The 19208-nt window shown below is 43.3% G+C and carries 23 protein-coding genes and 2 tRNA genes; 10 read left to right on the top strand and 15 right to left on the bottom strand.

The features are described 5' to 3' along the window. The first annotated feature begins 2 nt into the window (after positions 1-2). From R7P36_RS01615 to R7P36_RS01590, 6 genes are all read left to right on the top strand, one after another. Positions 3-1040, top strand: coding sequence for a fumarylacetoacetate hydrolase family protein (locus tag R7P36_RS01615; RefSeq protein ID WP_005388946.1), 1038 nt, complete (start codon positions 3-5; stop codon positions 1038-1040). A 21-nt stretch (positions 1041-1061) separates the two neighbouring features. Further along, positions 1062-1730, top strand: coding sequence for a maleylacetoacetate isomerase (gene maiA, locus R7P36_RS01610; RefSeq protein ID WP_005377832.1), 669 nt, complete (start codon positions 1062-1064; stop codon positions 1728-1730). Positions 1731-1925: 195 nt separating this feature from the next. Further along, complete coding sequence (locus tag R7P36_RS01605; protein ID WP_053303141.1) at positions 1926-2585, top strand: DUF2726 domain-containing protein; 660 nt, start codon at positions 1926-1928, stop codon at positions 2583-2585. A gap of 119 nt (positions 2586-2704) precedes the next feature. After that, the gene (locus R7P36_RS01600; protein WP_213899314.1) at positions 2705-3043 is read left to right on the top strand and encodes a hypothetical protein; all 339 of its coding nucleotides are present in this window, start codon (positions 2705-2707) and stop codon (positions 3041-3043) included. A 179-nt stretch (positions 3044-3222) separates the two neighbouring features. Beyond that, a tRNA-Val gene (locus R7P36_RS01595) sits at positions 3223-3299 on the top strand. A gap of 33 nt (positions 3300-3332) precedes the next feature. After that, a tRNA-Val gene (locus R7P36_RS01590) sits at positions 3333-3409 on the top strand. Positions 3410-3667: 258 nt separating this feature from the next. On the opposite strand, the gene R7P36_RS01585 is transcribed toward R7P36_RS01590, so the two are convergent. From R7P36_RS01585 to R7P36_RS01515, 15 genes are all read right to left on the bottom strand, one after another. Continuing rightward, the gene (locus tag R7P36_RS01585) at positions 3668-3898 is read right to left on the bottom strand and encodes a hypothetical protein (protein WP_017820907.1); all 231 of its coding nucleotides are present in this window, start codon (positions 3896-3898) and stop codon (positions 3668-3670) included. Positions 3899-4026: 128 nt separating this feature from the next. Then, positions 4027-4665, bottom strand: a complete 639-nt coding sequence (locus tag R7P36_RS01580) for a DJ-1/PfpI family protein (protein ID WP_213899315.1) — start codon at positions 4663-4665, stop codon at positions 4027-4029. A 165-nt stretch (positions 4666-4830) separates the two neighbouring features. Continuing rightward, positions 4831-5229 (bottom strand): VOC family protein, encoded by a 399-nt coding sequence (locus tag R7P36_RS01575; RefSeq protein WP_031780991.1) that lies wholly within the window; start codon positions 5227-5229, stop codon positions 4831-4833. Between the two features lie 205 nt (positions 5230-5434). Further along, on the bottom strand, positions 5435-6007 hold the full coding sequence (locus R7P36_RS01570; RefSeq protein ID WP_248394029.1) for a hypothetical protein: 573 nt from the start codon (positions 6005-6007) through the stop codon (positions 5435-5437). 192 nt (positions 6008-6199) lie between these two features. Further along, complete coding sequence (locus R7P36_RS01565) at positions 6200-6649, bottom strand: nuclear transport factor 2 family protein (protein WP_005377826.1); 450 nt, start codon at positions 6647-6649, stop codon at positions 6200-6202. A 128-nt stretch (positions 6650-6777) separates the two neighbouring features. Further along, entirely contained in the window at positions 6778-7167 is a 390-nt protein-coding gene (locus R7P36_RS01560; protein WP_053303310.1) for a lysozyme inhibitor LprI family protein, read from the bottom strand. A gap of 404 nt (positions 7168-7571) precedes the next feature. Next, the gene (locus R7P36_RS01555; RefSeq protein WP_005377824.1) at positions 7572-7823 is read right to left on the bottom strand and encodes a TIGR03643 family protein; all 252 of its coding nucleotides are present in this window, start codon (positions 7821-7823) and stop codon (positions 7572-7574) included. Positions 7824-7921: 98 nt separating this feature from the next. Continuing rightward, a complete protein-coding gene (locus R7P36_RS01550) occupies positions 7922-8422 on the bottom strand; it encodes a GNAT family N-acetyltransferase (protein ID WP_213899316.1) in 501 nt (166 codons plus the stop codon). Positions 8423-8572: 150 nt separating this feature from the next. After that, the gene (locus R7P36_RS01545) at positions 8573-8953 is read right to left on the bottom strand and encodes a hypothetical protein (RefSeq protein WP_213899317.1); all 381 of its coding nucleotides are present in this window, start codon (positions 8951-8953) and stop codon (positions 8573-8575) included. 153 nt (positions 8954-9106) lie between these two features. Then, entirely contained in the window at positions 9107-9511 is a 405-nt protein-coding gene (locus R7P36_RS01540; RefSeq protein WP_213899318.1) for a DUF1801 domain-containing protein, read from the bottom strand. A 141-nt stretch (positions 9512-9652) separates the two neighbouring features. Further along, positions 9653-9985, bottom strand: coding sequence for a YnfA family protein (locus R7P36_RS01535; protein ID WP_005377819.1), 333 nt, complete (start codon positions 9983-9985; stop codon positions 9653-9655). 64 nt (positions 9986-10049) lie between these two features. After that, the gene (locus R7P36_RS01530; protein WP_005385757.1) at positions 10050-10517 is read right to left on the bottom strand and encodes an Sbal_3080 family lipoprotein; all 468 of its coding nucleotides are present in this window, start codon (positions 10515-10517) and stop codon (positions 10050-10052) included. A gap of 416 nt (positions 10518-10933) precedes the next feature. Next, positions 10934-11617: a DUF4336 domain-containing protein gene (locus R7P36_RS01525; protein WP_054574095.1), complete on the bottom strand. Its 684-nt coding sequence runs from the start codon at positions 11615-11617 to the stop codon at positions 10934-10936. A gap of 249 nt (positions 11618-11866) precedes the next feature. Next, the gene (locus R7P36_RS01520) at positions 11867-13342 is read right to left on the bottom strand and encodes a Na+/H+ antiporter NhaC family protein (RefSeq protein WP_005377816.1); all 1476 of its coding nucleotides are present in this window, start codon (positions 13340-13342) and stop codon (positions 11867-11869) included. Positions 13343-13360: 18 nt separating this feature from the next. After that, positions 13361-14704, bottom strand: a complete 1344-nt coding sequence (locus tag R7P36_RS01515; RefSeq protein ID WP_213899319.1) for a glutamine synthetase family protein — start codon at positions 14702-14704, stop codon at positions 13361-13363. A 340-nt stretch (positions 14705-15044) separates the two neighbouring features. Here R7P36_RS01515 and R7P36_RS01510 point away from each other — a divergent pair, with 340 nt between their 5' ends. Genes R7P36_RS01510 through R7P36_RS01495 form a run of 4 tightly spaced genes read left to right on the top strand, consistent with a single transcriptional unit; the run spans position 15045 to position 19202 of the window. Next, complete coding sequence (locus R7P36_RS01510) at positions 15045-15791, top strand: gamma-glutamyl-gamma-aminobutyrate hydrolase family protein (RefSeq protein ID WP_005377814.1); 747 nt, start codon at positions 15045-15047, stop codon at positions 15789-15791. An 18-nt stretch (positions 15792-15809) separates the two neighbouring features. Beyond that, positions 15810-16367, top strand: coding sequence for an HTH-type transcriptional regulator PuuR (gene puuR, locus R7P36_RS01505; RefSeq protein WP_005377813.1), 558 nt, complete (start codon positions 15810-15812; stop codon positions 16365-16367). 35 nt (positions 16368-16402) lie between these two features. Then, entirely contained in the window at positions 16403-17887 is a 1485-nt protein-coding gene (locus R7P36_RS01500; protein WP_053306913.1) for an aldehyde dehydrogenase, read from the top strand. A 37-nt stretch (positions 17888-17924) separates the two neighbouring features. Then, positions 17925-19202, top strand: a complete 1278-nt coding sequence (locus R7P36_RS01495) for an NAD(P)/FAD-dependent oxidoreductase (protein WP_053303134.1) — start codon at positions 17925-17927, stop codon at positions 19200-19202. The last annotated feature ends 6 nt before the right edge of the window (positions 19203-19208 follow it).

Raw genomic sequence — 19208 nt, 5'->3', positions numbered from 1 at the left:
GGATGAAATTAGCAACCAAGAAAAATGGCACTCGTGACGGTCTGTTGATGGTCGTGAGCAAAGACTTAACGCGCTGCGTACCAGCGACAGAAATTTTCCACCCCATGAACTTAGCACCGACGATGCAGGTGGCACTTGATAACTGGGATACGCTAGCACCGCAACTGGAAGAGCTATACGTTGCACTGAACAATGGCACGGTTGCAGGGTATGAAGAGTTTGAAGCGCACTACTGCGAGTCGCCGCTTCCTCGCGCTTATCAGTGGGCTGATGGCAGTGCTTACGTAAACCACGTTGAGTTGGTTCGAAAAGCTCGCGGCGCTGAAATGCCAGAGAGTTTTTGGACGGATCCGTTGATGTACCAAGGAGGCTCTGATGCCTTTATTGGTCCTTGTGACAACATCGAGTTTGCGAGTGATGAATGGGGTATTGATTTCGAAGGTGAAGTGGCTGTGGTAACTGGTGACGTACCAATGGGCGCGAGTGTTGCAGAGGCTCAGGAGTCGATTCGTTTGATCATGCTGGTGAATGATGTCTCACTGCGTGGGCTAATTCCCGCAGAATTAGCTAAAGGGTTTGGTTTTTTCCAATCTAAACCTTCTTCTGCGTTTTCTCCTGTGGCAGTAACACCTGACGAACTCGGCGAAGCGTGGTACGAAAACAAAGTGCATTTACCATTGGTCTCGACCTACAACCACAAGCCGTTTGGTCGCCCAAATGCGGGTATCGATATGACGTTTGATTTTGCAGACTTAATTGTTCATGCGACTAAAACGCGCCCGCTATCTGCTGGGGCAATTATAGGTTCTGGCACGGTATCTAATAAGCAAGGCACCGAACATGGCACTTCGATTGAGGAGGGTGGTGTTGGTTATTCATGTATCGCGGAAGTTCGCATGATTGAAACCATTCGTGATGGTAAGCCGTCGACTAACTTCATGTCGTTTGGAGATTCAATCAGATTGGAAATGTTCGATGCGGATGGCAACAACATATTCGGCTCGATTGACCAACAAGTTAGCCAATATCTCAAGCACTAACAATGCTGGTTGGGAGACGATATGAGCGATAGCATGATTTTATACGGATACTGGCGATCATCGGCGGCGTATCGTGTGCGTATTTGCTTGAATCTTAAAGAGTTATCGTATGATTCAAAATCGGTACACTTGGTGCGCAATGGTGGCGAACAACACAGTGACGAGTACCATGAGTTAAACGCTTCTGAACTGGTTCCTTTGCTGGTGGATGGGGAGGTTCAGTTAACCCAGTCACTGGCGATCATTCAATACTTAGAAGAACACTACCCGGATGTCACTGTGATCCCCGAGCAAACGCCGCTTCGATACCAAGCGCTAGCTTTGGCTCAGGATATTGCAATGGAGATTCATCCCCTGAATAACTTAAGAGTTCTACAGTATTTAGAGGGGGAGTTAGCTTGCGAGCCAGAGCGCAAAGTCGCTTGGATTCATCACTGGATCCACAAAGGTTTTACAGCATTAGAAGAGAAACTTCAGAAGCATCGTAAACTAAATGGTGATTGCAAGTTTAGCCTGACAAGCTCGCCATCTATTGTCGATATTTGTCTGGTACCACAATTTTATAACGCACAACGCTTTGGTGTAGATACCTCTCTTTATCCAACCATTAACGCTGTTGTGCAGTCATGCAATCAACTACCAGCTTTTATTGATGCGATGCCAGAGAATCAGCCAGACGCTAATAGTTGATTCTTAGCATACATAATGTATTAACAAAATTTAAACGAGCCAATCCAAGTGTGTGATTGGCTCGTTTTTATTGGTGAGCAAAATTTTCTGTTTCTCGCTATCGTCGTGGCGCCTCAAAATTGCGAGGTTTTGTTGCTCTGCATAACATTTCCATTTACGCTTTGAGCAACGAGTTGTTTTGGATGCACTTTATTTATGACCAACATTTTTATCATTGTTGTTCTTCTGGTTTTATTCTTCTTTGTTATTCAAAAGTACGTGATTAAGCACGATGACACGCGTGATTATCCTTATCGCTCGAAAGGCCCTCTGCTCAGAGGTCAAGAGGGTGCGTTCTATAATGCGTTAAGAACGGCGGTCGGGGAGCATGCCGTAGTATTCGCGAAAGTAAACATGTCCAGTTTGGTTACGCCAAAAGAAATCAAAAATAAGAAGCAGTTTTTTGTCGCGAACAATCGTATATCTCGAAGCTATTTTGATTACGTTATTTGTGACCCAAGGACACTAGAGCCGCGCGTTATCGTTGAATTGGATAATGGGCAGGAGCTAAACAAGGGTAAGATAGAAAGACAAAAGTTATTGATTCATGTTTGTAAGACGGCCAACCTGCCTTTAATTGGCGCCTCGATAAAGCACAGTTATCAAGTTGGGCGATTACGTCGTTTGCTTGCGGCACACATTGATTTGATTGAGCCCGATAAAGAAGTGCGTTTTTGTAAAAAATGCGGCAGTCCGATGATCATTAAAACCGCAAGCCAAGGTGAGTTCAAAGGGAGACGTTTCTTTACTTGTAGCCGTCAGCCGAATTGTACATACACCGAAAATTATAACGTTGTGTTTGAGGCGGACGACTAAACACGACAATTAACCAGCAGAAACAAGGGGCTTTGATTAGAGATGATCAAAGCCTTTTTTGTATCAGTCATCAAGGCAGGGCCTATACTTTGAAAAAGAGGGCAGAATAGGGCAGCCATATGCGATACGGATGGATTTTATCGGCGTTGTTCATCGCATCGAATGTTAGTGCGATACCTAATTTGAAACCACTGGAGTGTGAATTGACAGAGACACCCCAAGATCATTTCTTGTTTTACCGAGAGCAAATGGTTTACCACAGTGAGCAGTTTGTCATATTTCAAAACTTCAAAGGCAGGGTGAGCACTCAAGTGGATGTCAAAACAGGAGAGTTGATCCGTACAACCTATATCGGCGATCCATTTAAACCTAAATATCAGATTTTGTTTGGTACTTGCCCCAATGTATCGCAAACCTTACAGATTTGGATGCTCAGTGAAGTGCCTTACGACAATTAAGTGAGATAATAAAAGTTATATAGATCACACTTTTAAACCCTACGGGCTCAGTCCTTGTCGATAAAATCATCTGAAAACGCGTGTTGAGTTTACATTTTCGCCAAACGGTTCAAAGTTGGCAAATTTGTGCTTGCACCGTCGTTCGCTTATAGCTAATATCCTCGTCGTTCCAGAGAAATGCGTCCGTAGCTCAGCTGGTTAGAGTATCGCCTTGACATGGCGGGGGTCGGTGGTTCGAGTCCACTCGGACGCACCATTCTGAATTGAATGGTTAGGAACGTAAAAATTTGGGTCCGTAGCTCAGTTGGTTAGAGTACTACCTTGACATGGTAGGGGTCGGCGATTCGAGTTCGCCCGGACCCACCAAATTTTAGAAAAGCCCACCTTTTGGTGGGCTTTTTTGTGTCTGTAATTCATTGATACTCAAGTAAAACTACTTCTTTTCTTGTCCCTTGTTTTTGCTCTGCGTTAGCCCCTTGTCAGAGATAAAAGTGCACTACCTGATCCGCAACACAACCTCAAGACCCTAAATGCAAAGCATAAGGTGCATACGCTTCAAACCCACTAGAGCCGTCTATAAATTATGTTGCGTGCCACTTGCTGTGGCTTTAGAGACACTGACTACTAATCTAAATTATCTGGCGTGTGAAGATTAGTGCCGCATATTGTACATTTGTAGTCACCAGTCGCTTCGCCTTCCATTAATGAGCTAATTATTGCTGCAAATAGACCAGAGAAGAAACCTTTAGCTTTTTTCTCGGTCTTTTCCTGCGCTTTAGAGAAGCTTTCGTACCGATGTAGCGTTACTTCTTTACAATTACAGCAAAACGCTCTTGTCTCTTCAGAACCGTACATTTTTACCAATTGATTTACTCCCTGTAAGTTAATTTCCCAAGTGGCGTTATCTTCAAGGGTAAGTCACACAAGACTGATGTGTGACTTACCCTAAACACTAAAACGAACGTAATGTAAAACACCACATGTTATGAATGATTACTTAACGCCTTGTTATCCGAGCTTGCTAACTCTGCTGATTGAATAGTTGTGGCAATAAGTTCTTCAAACAGCTCTAATTGCCCAGCAGGTATCAATTGATTTTGTATAGCTTTTCGTTTGTTTGAGTCAAATAGCCGCTCTGTTAACCAACCAATTAGATACATCAGTGAAAGACAGCCACCGGCCGTCGCTACATTACCGTCTATCACGAGAGGCAGATCCTGAACATCTCCTCCCATACTTTGTAGAACAGCCTTTGCATCTGGGTTTGTTGTTAATCGCTTGCCTTTTAGTAAACCGAGTTCATGGAGGATGAATGATCCCGCACAAATCGAACCTATTAGCTGCCTATTTGGATCAAGATTCAACGCTGACATAAATTCAGCATCTTTTAAAGCGGCTGGAATACCCTGTTTGCCGCTTGTAATAAGAACGACATCTTGATTCGTCACCTCAGAAAGGTGTCCGTCTGTTTTAACTTTCATACCGAGGTGGGAATGATGTTCAGATTTAGTTCCAAGTATACTTACCGTCCAACTGTCGGTTGTGCGCCCTAGCAAGTCATACATAAGAAAGAAATCGACATCCGTGAAATCATCAAATAAAACAACGCCGATTTTATACATAACATTTATCCTTTTGGACTTACTCGTAAGTCGCAAAATGTGTAGTAGGAGGGGAGGGGCATTCAATACGCAAGCTTCTGCTGAGCACCTTAAATACCAAAGGCGGTGCAAACTAACAATGCCATGTGTACCAAATCCCTATTATAAAATTTTGTTATGTTTGTTTTACGAGCCCGCCCAGAAAAACTCAACCCTAATACCACTTGGGTCGTAACACATTAAATGTTTTGCGGGTCCTGTCTTAACAAGCTCGGGACCAAACTCAATTTCGATTCCCGACGCCATAAATTGATCACGCAACTCATAGAGTTGCTTCTCAGTCTCTACGAGTAAAGCTAAGTGATGCAAACCAATATTCGTTTTTCTGTCAAATGGAGTGGCGGCATCAGCCTTAGCCGCCCATAGTGTAAGCATGATATGCCCATCACTCACAAATATTGCCGGGTAGTCTGGATTTCTTTTTACTTCACTCCAACCTAATTGTTCAGTGAAAAACTTCGCGCTTGCTTCTAGGTTAGATACGGTTAAACCTACGTGGTGTATGCCTTTTGTTAACACAGTCACTTTGTTTCCTTACTCGTTTTAATGGCTATCAAACAAAGATAACTCGATAAAAAGTAAGCATCAATACACATATGTTGATTAACTTCGTCAATCTATTCGAATACGGTAATCCAACTGGAAACATAACATTGTAAACACGAAACCCAACCTTGAACTAAAAATTAAACTTTGAGTTCATTCTTAAGGGCTTTATTAATCAAATGCATTAATAGCCATAATATTTAAGCCAGCCTATAGGGCATATCATTCCATTAAACGTTTGAATGTTCTTATTCAAGCTAACGTCTTCCAATTTGTAACAGTGAACAACATTACTAGTCGAAGTAGATGCTGGTGTTGAATACGTCACAGGTTTAGAAGCGTTTGCTTTATGTATTTCATGTGCTCGCTGCTGGTTTATCGCCACTTGATTCTTGTGATTGTTAACTTCTCGCAATCCAGATTCTAAGGGTAGGTGCCAATCCTTACATGTTGTTCCTAAACCATCATTCTGAGACTGATATTCTGATAACGCTACACGAGCTTCATTTACAGACTGATCGATATCGGACTGATCGACTAGCCAAGTAGAAAAAGAATAGTTAATGGCCTCTCGATAGTTTACGGATTGCTCTAAGCTATAAGCATCGGAGTGAAAACAGGCCTCTACCACTGCCCATTGAGTCGATAGGTTTGATAATACGTTTTCAGGTATAGGCTGAAGCTGGCTTTGCGTAGACTGGCAACCGGTTAGAAGAAAAGGGACAGGGAGTAGTTTTAGAAAAAATTTTTGGTTCATTTTAATTTTAAAATTAGTGCAATCTTTTTCATTATCATAATACAGGACGATTGAAGAAAGTAGCATTTCTATCAGTAAGGGAATGTGGCTAACGCACTGATAAGGTGTGAGTAAAGCGATATCAAAGCCCTCAACACACCTTAACTACGAATACTACCGCATAACAAAGATGCTATGCGGTAACGGTAGTATTCAGGCTTGAACAGTTTGTCGCACGTTGCTCTCGCCTGATAGCACGGAAATTCTCTCAAAATCTCGACTCGGGAAGTCAGGATCTACGTACACAAACATACGACTTATCATTTTTCCTTCAAACTCAAATACACTACAAAAACGCCCTGTGGAAACTTTGTTGTCCGGCCAAGAGGTACCATCACTCATTACGCCGCCTTCCTGTCCTTCAACAATGACCTTGTTTCCAGCAGTCGTTATTTGAAAGCCGTCTATGTCGTGCCAGATACTAATCAACGAGCTACCAATCCTATTGCCAAACTCCACTAAGGCACTCTTTCCTTTCGCTTGCCCAAATTTAGGAAAGAAAAAGTCAACATCCTCTGAGAATAGATCCAGATAGCTAGGATCACCGGCATCTATTTTCTCGAAATACTTAACTACTAGCCCAACTAAATCGTCTTTTTCCATAATTATTTCACACCCATATAAGCTTTACGCACAACCTGAACGCTTGCATCTTAAACACAGAGTACATTTAAACTGAAATTGCCAAGAGTTGCGAATCTTATTGAAGTGCCTTGTTAGATGTAATCCGTTTAGCCTACGTATACACCATTGAAGTATTCGACGCGTTCTAACGTCATTCTTAACTTACATTCTTCAATTTGGACACCTTGCCAGGGTGAGGGTGTGGAAGACAGGCCCGTAAATTCACATTCGGCGTCTCTGTATTTTAGCCAAGCTCTTTGGGCCTTTCGAAATGGCTCTACCAGTTCGGTCTGAGACCATGTTTCCCTTAGTGCTTTTTCTTCCTCACCTATTCTAGCGATTGCTTCCTTGTAACTTTCGTTAAGCTCTTTATCTGCAGATTCCATCTTCTTTTCTACACACTGATAACCAGCCATAACGCCACCGCCTTTTACTTTGCAGGGATCTTCAACATCATCAGAAGCCAAGCAAGGTAAAGAAACCAACGCAAACATCATAAGTAATTTGTTCAAAATTGCCTCCAAGCTCCGAGTGCTTGTTAAACAGTTATCCGCTATTTTTCCTTTTTAATCATGCAGCTTTTTATCTGTGCCTTCAAAGATAAAATAGAAGGTTAGTGATTCTAGTGCCTAAACAGAAGGTAAAAGAGATTGATACACGGGTTAAATGACGCCTTAATCTGAGTTACTTTTAGTGGGCGTTTTGTATCAATCTTTTCTGTGGAATCATTAGTTTGATGGCGACTGAGGACGTTAAGATGACTCCCAATGAATTTATTATCGCCCTGAAACACCTAGGTTGAATTAAGTGGTGACTATTCCCCTCCAATCATGGAGTTGATTCAAAGGTAGGGCGATAAATGTTGCGATTCGTAATAAAAATTTATGCCAAGTGCAGTTCGCTATCGCGGCTTATATTGAGTTGGGCAATAACCTCTAATGATGTCTGAGTTTCGTAGCTTGTTGTGTTTTGTATTGCGCCCCGAAACCCTTTTACGCCACAATTTAAAGCTACTTGATTTGAGCCGGCTACGCATAAACTGAATCACGTCGGATTCATTCAAACCAAATTGGAATTCGATAGCCTCAAATGGGGTGCGGTCTTCCCATGCCATTTCTATTATTCTTGACTCAGTTTCCGAGGTCAGTTTCATTTCAAATAACCTATTTTAGAAAAGAGATTTCTACGACGGAAATTGAGTCTTGGTTCAAATGTTCTTATATGCGTGCTTAGTGTTTAGCGACTTAACACCTACAAAAACTTCTCAGTGAGGACTTCGTCTACGTATTTCCCACGAACTTTTGCATGCTTCTTCGCGGTCCCTACGATTTCGAAGCCTTGTTTGAGATAGGCTGATAACGCTCGCTCATTATCGCTGCGAACGTACGCAAATAGTTTTTCGTAACCCTTTTGTTTGGCTACTTCGAATGTCGATTTGAAAAGCTGTTTAGACACACCTTGGCCACGAGCACCGTCACTAACAAACGTACCAATTATGCCAACATGGTCAAAAGCTTTTGTATATTGTGCAAAGGGCTCGATATTTTGGAAACCAATGACTTGTGAGCTATTTTCGGATAAAGCGACTGTAAACACGCCCCGTTCTGGGAAATGAGTAATGAACTCTTTTTCTTCTTCAGGTGTGAAAGGCGTATCTAATACAGTGTATAAACCTTCAATAATGATGGGATTGAGGACGTTTGTAATGCCTTCAGCATCACCTAAAGTTACCTGACGTACAATTAAATTCATGCCACTTAGCTCCTATTAAATTTAGGGCTGTTTTGTACATGAGTTGGAGACTTGCAGCAACAAGTAACGTCATTAAGTCGTAAAGAATATACCTATTACACTTAAGCGGCGGTTAATAGTGCTGATTGTTACTTTAGTATTTCTGATATATCACTTTTTAAGTGACGGCTTAACTTCTACAGAATATTTCCACATCACGATCCCGTTTTCTACAAGATCATAACTCGCGCTTTGACCCTCGGAGTTGAGTACAAATACCGGCATTTCCATCCTTGACGTAGCGCCATCTTGGTTGCATGACATGGTAGCTTCAAGCTGTATGTTATTTTTGCTCGGTTCTGAAAGGGTTCCTAAGTACGTGCAGCCGTCGACAAAACTGGTTTTGCTTTTTCCTTTAGAGGATATTTCAAAAGTCGGAAAAATGAATGTTGATTGAGGCTCTGTTACTACCACATTGACTTGATAGTTCGTCGCTGAAAAAGCATTGAAATGAGCTCCAAGCATAAGTAAGAACAAGATTTTTGATTTCATAAACTCTTCTTTATTTCGATATTACTAGTTTGGTTACGGCGCTATTAACGTGACCACTTAATCTAAAACTTTACTGCGGAAGCATCAAAAAGGATACAAAGGTAGAGTAGTTGAATATGGTTAATCGGCCGTAAATAGTTTTATTAAGCGATTTTACATACCTAAAAGAGGTAAGTTCTTTCGCTTTTGATAGGTTAATGCTAATTCTAAACAGGTCTTGATTGAAGCTTCTGGCAAAGGTGCTGATAAAGATAGAATTATTGCTCGATTACCCTGAAACTCAAGTGAGTCACTATACAGTTCGCGGAATGTGTCGACGAGCTTAGTTTGGCAATTAAAGAACAGATAATAACGACTAGGCGTTTTCTGTTTCCAATCCATCCTTACCGGGCTACCTGTTTTCACACTGTAGCTTGGCCCTCCCCATTTTAGAGATTCTTCAACTTCCCCCAGTTTTAATTCAGAAGCGATAGTTAAGACGATATTTCGTAGCTCTTCTATCCGAATACGCACATGTTTTGGATACTCATCAAATCTTGCCTTCACTGCATGGTTCATTGGTATCTCCTATAAATAGCGCTGTTTTGGGGTGAAGCCCAAGCATACTTTGGCTATGTAGCAATTACGTCATAATGTTATTAATCAATAAATCTAGCACATAGCCAAAATACTAAGCGTAAGGGTTTCCCTCGGTTACGTTTAGGATGCTCTGGGTGAAAACATGATGATTGACATGCCAAGCATAGCGACAGAAACCCCCACTATGTCCCAGAGCGTTGGTCGAACGCCGTCGATACACCACAACCATAGAATTGCGACAAAAATATAGACACCTCCGTAAGCAGCATAAACTCTGCCAGTTGCGGTAGGATGTAAAGATAGAAGCCAAGCAAACATAGCAAGGCATAGCGCTGCTGGTACCAAAAGCCAAACTGACTTATCTTCCTTTAACCAGAGATAAGGTAAGTAGCAGCCTAATATTTCTGCAATGGCGGTTATAAAGAAAAGCCCAATGGTTTTGACTTCAGTCACTTAAACATTCCTATCTTTCTCTACAAATATATGATGCTTGTTAAATGGGCAATTGTTCGGCTCATTACATTTCGCCCAGCTTAATCTTGGATTGAGCCTCACTCACGGTTTGTTTACCGAATAACAAATCCATCATCGAAATGATTCGTTTGTTGTCTTTACCCCATTTATCTGGATTCGCGCTGTTTGGTGCTTTAAATTCAACTTGTCCTACTTTTTCGTTATTTTTGTAGGCTTTGATCTGAGCATCAGCGATAAATGTTCTAAAATCCCAGCTCCAGCGTGATACGTAAGTAAGTGTTAGCTCAGAGCTAACAGGAGGCGTGCCGTCGCTTACGACTGTGCATTTATGGGCGGTATCCAAACACCAGTCTTGCATCGAATCTAAGAAAACATCTCGCGTGGCGTTGTCTTTTACGATGGTGATTTCCTTGCTCTGATTTTCTTTCGAGATTGTTTCTACCGTATACTTTGGTGCCGCACATGCGGCTAATAGAATAGGCAAGCTTAGAATGATGAGTTTTTTGTGCATCTTATGTCTCTTTTTTAAATTTATATATTCAAACAACTTCAAGATACTGAGTTCAACGAGAATAACTAACAAGCATGGCAACAGTTATTAACAAAACCTTTAGAGTCGAAGGGTTTGTTTCGGGAGTATGCCAATGTCTCGAAGCAAAATAATTAGTAAGAGATTGCTATAGCGTTATGTTAACTCTTGAACTTATGTCCGTATCAATGTTCAGAATTCTTCGCATTGAAGTTTTTGAAGTGCAATTCTAACGGAATTTTAAATTGCTGCATAATGCTCAATTAAGAGGAATAGGGGAGCTTATCGTTAAACATAACGTGTAGTTCTGTAAATTGCCCCCTAAGACTAAGCTAAAAGGGCCTAATGTTTTAAAATAGCTTCTTGTCTATTCTGTTGTGTGAGTTTTCAATGTTGTCTCATACTAGCCACTTAAAAGAGCGCTGTAAGAACTTGTCTGCATTATCAAGGACGATTTCACCGTGAGCCATAACCAATATATTAGGTTTCCAAGACAGCAGTTTATTTAAGTGTTTTCGAGCCTCTTGTTTGCTAAACATAAAACTTAGGCGCCAATCCAAAGGCATTTTTCCATTCGGAGCAAGAATACCGGCCCCTTTAGCCACAAACCGCTGCCAGTAGTTAAAGTCCTGGCCAGAAAAATTCTCGACGAGGTCAGTAACAATTAAGGTCTTTGAAAGTCGATGATAAAACACACACTCTTCCATTAATGGAGAGCCAGAAAATAGTTCTTGTTCAACCTCAGAGTTCCAAGCATTACCGCCTTGGTTAAGTGAAGCGTGAAAGTGTATATCACGGCACTTCTTGATGACTTCATCTGTGCCATAAACTTCTGCGCTAGGATAGGCAAATACCCATTCAGATAAGAACAAGTGGTGTAAATGATTAGGAGCGATTAAGTATTTCACTTGGCCTAGATTGTTGATTTGCTCTCTAATCGAATTTGATAACTTAATTGGACTATGAACCCAAAGGCCACCATCAGAAAGCCTAACAATAGTCATACGAGTGGTGTATGGGAGTCCTAAGAATTGGACGGGATCTCCGTCAAATATCCATATCTCTTGGGCTAACTTTTTCATGTCTCTCCAACCGTTAACACTGTATTAAGGCGGCATTTAAGTTACTCAAAAGCTGCCTTGTTGCACAATAAACTCTTCGCTAAGCGTAAACCAAAAATATTAGGTTTACCAAACCCTTATTGAGTGCAGCTGTACATCTTTGAGTATTTTTATACTGAACGAACGTAAAGTAGTTTTAAGAGGATCATTAGACTTGATAGAACAAAACCCCGCTATTTTTGAGCAGGGTTTTGCAATTAGATAAAGGGGCTAACCGATGATGAAGAAGAAAATCGCGGTTGCAACAATACCAATCAACGCATAAGGAAACTGTGTGGTTGCGTGTTGCATTGCTGTACAGCCCGAACCTTGTGCAGATAACACGGTTGAGTCACTAAAGAAACAAGAGTGGCTCCCTGCCGCTGATGCTGAAAGCAGCGCTGCAACGGTTAAGTGTAGAGGCACACCAAGCTGTTCGCCCAAAGGTAGAACAATTGGCATCGCTACTGCAAACGTTCCCCAAGACGATGCCGTTGCAAATACCAACGCGCCCGTAATCATAAAGATAATCGCCGGGAAGTAAGACGCTGACAGGTAAGGGCTGACGGTCTCAATGACATACTGCGTGACGCCCAATGAGTCGTTGACCGATTTCAACATGAAACCACCAATAACGGTCGCAAGCGGCAGTAGCATAACCTTAATGCCATCATAAACAGCTTCGAACATGTCGTTCATCGAGATCAGTTTTTGTGCGCCGTAAAAGCTAATAGTAAAGATTAACGCGACGAAAACACCAGCAAGTAGATCGATACCAAAATACCAACTTGCGGCAACAAGTACGATCATTGGTAACAAGAAGTTGACAAGGCCCATGGTTGGGTTGGTATGTGCAGATACATCGGGACCAAAGTCGACATCTGTTGCACCGTCTGGACGAACTTGACCATTCTTCGCACGCTTTTCTGCCTTTTTCATCGCACCTAGATCTGGGATCTTTTCCATTGCAACCAGCAAAACAATCACCAGCGTTACCCAGCCGTAAGCCATGTATGGAATAGCTTCAATGTATGCTTTGATACCATCTCCCGCTTCTGCTACTCCGTTTGCTTCTAGCAACGAACTGAAGAAAATTGCCCAAGTGGAAATCGGTACGAGGATACAGATAGGCGCGGCGGTTGAATCCACAAGATATGAGAGCTTTTCACGCGAGATTTGGTAGCCGTCCGTAACTTTTTTCATTGAGGAAGAAATTGCAATCGCATTCAAATAATCGTCGATAAAGATCAGAATACCTAAAGCAAAGGTCATCAGCATCGATTGCTTACGGCTTTTTACTTTCGTGACCAGCATGTCGGAGAAGCTTAAGATACTGCCGCCTTTCTCCAAAATAGCAATTAGGCCGCCCATCAAACCACAAACGAGGATGATCCAAGCAATAGTTTCATCCATCATTACACTCATGGAAATATCAACAATCTGTTCTACCGCTTCAGTTGGGTTAAGCAGAAGAACACCGGCAATAGCGCCGCTAAAGAGGGCTTCCACAGTTCGGTGTGTTGTCAGCGCAAAGACCAATACCAACGCCGTTGGTAAAAGACTCATCCATCCGTAGGCTTCGCCTTCCTCATGGTTCAAACCGATTGTGGTAAAAAAGACAAACGTCGCAACCGAGATTAAAGAAACAATAATGTGTTGAGAGTTGATTTTAAGAGGCGCATCCAGCGCCTTGGTCTGCGTAGTCATAAAGTTCATTTCCTTTGTTTATGCCGAGTGCAACATCCAGTCGATTTCCAATGGAGTAATCGCTCGCTCAAATTCTGCGAGTTCACTCTGTTTGCAAGCTAGATACAAATCGATAAAGTCTCTTGAGATGTATTGAGCCAGCTCACTGTGCTCCAGTCGCTCTAGAGCTTCTGACATACGCAGAGGTAACTCAATTGCATCATCACTGAGAGTCGGTGGACATTGATCTTTGGTGTAGCTTTCACTCGCTAATACTGCGGAAAGTACTACTGCAGCGAGAATGTAAGGGTTAACGTCAGCGCCTGCTATACGATGCTCTATACGGCGATTTTTGCTATCGCTGATAGGCACACGCAACGCAACACCACGGTGGTTTTCTCCCCAATCGGCTTTGGTCGGGACGTAAGCGCCAGGAACAAAGCGACGGTAAGAGTTAACGTTAGGACAGATTAGGGCCATGGAATCGGATGTTTGTGACAGCATCGCTGCCATGGTTTGATAGAAGAAGGCGCTCGCTTGACCGTCTGGCTGGCTAAAGTGGTTGTTACCATCTGTATCAACCAAGCTGAGGTGAATGTGCATGCCATTACCCGCTTGCTCACTAAAAGGTTTCGCCATAAATGTGGCGTCAAATCCGTGCTGATGAGCGACTTGGCGAATCAAGCGTTTTGCGATGATGATTTCATCACATGCTCGAAGTACATCTTTAGAATGGTTGAAGTTGATTTCGAACTGCCCTGGTGCCGATTCAGATAGGGCTCCGGAAGTGTTTAAACCTTGTTCTAATGCAATTCGATTAAGGTCGGCCAAGAAATCAGCGTAGTCATCTAGTCCATCAAGGTCGTAAACCTCGGTATCTTTTTCTCGAGTTTTTTTCGTGGGGTTAATTGCCGTTAATGGTTCGCCATTTTCGCCGCGGGTTTTGTCTATTAAATAGAACTCCAGCTCGAGCGCGACACAAGGATATTGGTCTTTAGCATGCAGTGTTTGCAATATAGAAGCGAGAATGTTTCGGATGAACAGTGGGTTAGGGTGCTGCCCGGTTTCATCCATCATACTAAGCAGTAGCTGACCAACTTGTTCTTTTGCCGTCGGCATTAAGGTGCCGCTGATTGGATAGCAGAGATTATCTGGCTCTCCGAGATCTTCTCCCAACCCGGCCGTTTCAACGACGTTACCTTTGGTATCTAGGGTGATGGTCGAAAGGGGGAGGGCAACACCTTTATTCAGTTTTTCTAGAGCATCTATCGGGATGCGTTTTCCTCTCGGGGTGGCATTTATATCGGTAAAGATGAGATCGATAAATTCAATATCGGGCCATTTTTGTTTAAAATTTTGTACTTCCTGTAGATACGATTCCATTTTCTTCTCCAAATAGCCTGACGAGTAGAAATTAGAAATAACCAAATTAACAAATAAATTACAGCACTCTGAGCGAGCTGTTTGTTTTTTAGGTTATTTTTAATTTAAACATGTACTTACACTGTGTTTTTGATGTTTAACGGCTGGTTTTTATGTCTTTCTGTTAACTATTTTGTAACAGTTGGTTTTGTTTTGTTCAATATAATGAGCATAAATATTCAGTTTTGAAGCCTAAAAAGTGCTTCAGATCACGTTGTGACGATAATAATGGTCATCTGTGTTGATAATTTTGTACATGGTTTGTAGGGTTTGTGTTAAATAAATTGAACACGGACATATCATGGCAGATACACACAAACCCATCATTGGTGTGGTTAGCTGCGCTAAAGAGTTGGGTGGCTATCAGATACAAGCGGTCAACGACTTTTACCTTCGCGCCATAAAGGATTTTGGAGGACTACCGATTATGTTGGCTCCCGACATGTCGGGCGATGACGTAACCACCATCCTAGACATATGTGATGGTTTTCTTTTTCCTGGCAGCCACTCTAACGTTGCGCCACATCGATACAATGCAACGCACGAAGAGAGCTACAAAGATGAAGCTCGTGATGAGCTCTCATTCACGTTAATTCGTCATGCGGTTGACCAAAACATTCCGTGCCTTGGTATTTGCCGCGGCTTTCAAGAGATGAATGTCGCACTTGGTGGCTCGTTAAACCCAGCCGTTCATGACTCCGGCTTCAATGACCATCGTGAAGCGCCTGTTGAAGATTTCGAACAAAAATACGCGCCAGCACACGCTGTACTAGTTCAAAAGCAGAGCTTATTTGAACAATGGCTGGTGCAAAATCATTGGGAAAATACCACCTTCTTTGAAGTGAACACACTACACAACCAAGGCGTCGATCAGCTTGCTCCTCTATTACAAGTAGAAGCTAAAGCCCCGGATGGCTTGGTAGAAGCATTTAGTCTTCCTAATCAAAAATTTTTCGTTGGCGTGCAGTGGCACCCAGAATGGGAAGCAAAAACCAATCATTTCTCTCAAATTTTGTTCAATGAATTTATGATGGCTACCTCTCGTTAAACGTTTGGAGCTGTATGAATGGACAATCAAGAGATTGGTAAAAATATTGTTCAGTTACGAAAAAAACATGGATTGTCACAAAGGGAACTAGCCGAGCGCGCTGGTATTACCCACAGTGCAATCTCATCCATTGAAAATGGCAAAGTGAGCCCGTCGGTCAGCTCACTACAAAAAATCGTTAATGTATTTTCTTTATCGTTATCAGAGTTTTTCACTTTTGAACAACCTTCGAACGATGAAGTGAAAGTAGTCATCAAGCCGTCAGATCTTGTGGAAATCGGGAGCGAGACGGTGTCCATGAAACTGGTAACGAATGGCGACAAAGATCAAGTTATCGGATTCTTGATCGAGGAATACGCACCTTATGGAACCACTGGTGCGGCAGAAATCAAACACGAAGGCGAAGAGATTGGCACCGTATTAGAGGGTGAAATCACTCTGGAATATAAAGGGCAATCTCATGTCATAACAGCGGGCGAGTCGTACATTATTGATACGACGAAGCCCCATCGATTTACAAATCACACAGACAAGGCTTGTCGAATGATAAGTGCGCATACGCCAACCACATTTTAGTGGGGGCTTGCCTTGTGTGATCACAAGGAGAGCGTATGAAAACCCAAGAGCAATGGATTGAACTAAAAAACAATCTAAACATCGAAAACAGGGCGTACATTAACGGTGAATACAGTGCCGCTTTAACAGGGCAAACCATCCCGGTAGTTAACCCAGCAACAGATGAGATATTCACCGAAATCGCCCGTTGCCAAAATGAAGATGTTGATCTCGCGGTTTCATACGCTCGCCAAGCATTTCAATCCGGTCAGTGGAGCGAGAGCAGCCCAGCTCATCGCAAAGCAGTGCTTAAACAGTTTGCTGACTTGATTGATCAAAACCAAGAAGAATTGGCTCTGCTAGAAACGCTTGATACTGGTAAACCTATCTCTCACAGCTTCTCAACCGATATTCCTGGCGCAGCAAACTCTTTACGCTGGTACGCAGAAGCGATCGACAAAGTGTACGGCGAAGTTGCCCCAACAGAAAAAGATGTACACGCTTTTATTTCTCATCAATCAATTGGTGTGGTTGCTGCGGTTGTACCGTGGAACTTTCCCCTTTGGCTTGCGTGCTGGAAACTTGGTCCTGCTTTAGCCGCTGGTAACAGCGTGATTCTAAAACCGTCAGAAAAATCTTCTCTCACCGCGATATTTCTAGGTCAACTTGCTTCTCAAGCGGGATTACCAACAGGCGTTTTCCAAGTCGTTACGGGTTTTGGTCATGAAGCTGGCGACGCGTTGGCGAAACACCAAGACGTAGACTGCATCGCCTTCACAGGCTCGACGCGCATTGCAGGTCAACTGATGGTCAGATCGGGTGAGAGCAACCTAAAGCGTGTGTTTGCAGAAGCGGGCGGCAAGAACGCGAACATCGTGTTTGAAGATTGTGATGATTTAGACCGCGCAGCAGCAGACACCGCCGCAGGGTGTTTCTACAACCAAGGTGAGGTGTGCGTCGCGGCAACCCGCCTGCTTGTTCACGAAAGCATCAAAGAGCAGTTTATAGAAAAAGTTATTCAAGCGTCGAAAGCGTTCACGCCAAAAGACCCAATGGACCCAAGTTCATCAATGGGTGCGCTCATTGACCAAGATCATAAATCAAAAGTGTTGGAATACATCTCGTTAGGTGAATCAGAAGGTGCAAACGTACGTTGTGGCGGCGATGTCGATGGGCAGGGCGCATTTGTTTCCCCAACCATTTTAGACAACGTCGACAACAAGATGCGTGTCGCTCAAGAGGAAATTTTTGGTCCGGTGCTGTGTGTCATTCCATTCAAAGACGAAGCGCAAGCAATTGAGATCGCTAACGATTCGAAGTACGGCTTAGGCGCGGCACTCTGGAGTAGCAATATCAACCGCGTTCATCGCGTAGCAAAACGACTGCAAGCTGGCTCGGTTTGGGTCAACAACTATAACGAAGGTGACATGACGGTTCCATTTGGTGGATTCAAAATGAGCGGAAACGGTCGAGACAAGTCTCTCCACGCGATTGAAAAATTCACCGAAACCAAAACCACTTGGATTCGCCTCCATCCTTAAGCCTGCTGACGATTACGATAAATAAAGGAATAGTTCTATGAACAAGCATACGGATTCGTTCTACGCGCACTCTGTGCCAAACATGCCGGAATACCCACAGTTGCAAAACGACATCGAGTGCGATGTGTGTGTAGTCGGTGCGGGATTTTCTGGTCTTTCTTCTGCACTACACCTTGCAGAAAAAGGTTTTAAAGTCGTTGTGCTAGAAAGCGCAAAAGTGGGCTTTGGGGCAACTGGTCGTAACGGTGGCCAAATCGTTAATAGCTACAGCCGAGATGTTGACGTGATTGAAAGCCGTTACGACCAAAACCAAGCTAAAGCTCTGTGCGATATGATTTTTGAAGGCGGCGATATCATCCGTGGTCTGATCGACAAATATGATATCAACTGTGATTACAAGCAAGGTGGCTTGTTCACGGCACTGAACAGTAAACAACTCAAAGGGCTAGAAGAACATAAGAAGAACTGGGAGCGTTACGGCAACGACCAACTGACTCTGCTTGACGCAGGAGAGGTAGAACAAGCGGTAGGGACGAAAGTGTACACTGGCGGTTTGCTGGATATGCGCGGTGGTCATATTCATCCGCTGAAACTGGCATTAGGTGAAGCCGCTGCGTTCATTTCTCTAGGTGGTCAAATCTTTGAGCAGTCGGCGGTCGTGTCGATTGACAAAGGGATTAACCCAGTAGTCAAAACGGCGCAAGGCAGCGTGAAGAGCAAGTACGTGGTACTGGCAGGTAACGCCTACCTTGGTGGTTTGGCACCAAACATCAGCAACAAAGCGATCCCGTGCGGCACACAAGTGGTGGCGACTCAGCCTTTGAGTGATGAGCAGCTCAAACAAGTGCTGACCAGTGACTACTGTGTTGAAGACTGTAACTACTTGCTTGACTACTTCCGCTTAACCGCCGACAAGCGTTTGTTGTTCGGAGGTGGCGTAGTTTACGGTGCACGTGACCCAGAAAACATCGAATCACTGATCCGTCCGAAGATGGAAAAAGTTTTCCCACAATTGAAAGGCATCAAGATTGATTACACCTGGACGGGTAACTTCTTGCTGACTTACTCACGCATGCCGCAATTTGGCTCGTTTGCAGACAACATTTACTACCTACAAGGCTACAGCGGTCACGGTGTAACGTGTACTCACCTAGCAGGCAAGTTGCTGGCTGAAACCTTGACTGGACACGCTGAACGTTTCGACGCGTTTGCTGCACTGAAACATTACTCCTTCCCAGGTGGCCGCCACTTCCAAATTCCGTTTACGGCAATGGGTGCGGCTTACTACAACCTACGTGACAAACTGGCGATTTAAGAGATA

The sequence above is a fragment of the Vibrio sp. 397 genome (assembly GCF_033339395.1).
Classification (GTDB): Bacteria; Pseudomonadota; Gammaproteobacteria; order Enterobacterales; family Vibrionaceae; genus Vibrio; species Vibrio alginolyticus.
The sequence above is the reverse complement of the archived record's forward strand: the minus strand, read 5'-3'. Positions and strand labels throughout refer to the sequence as shown.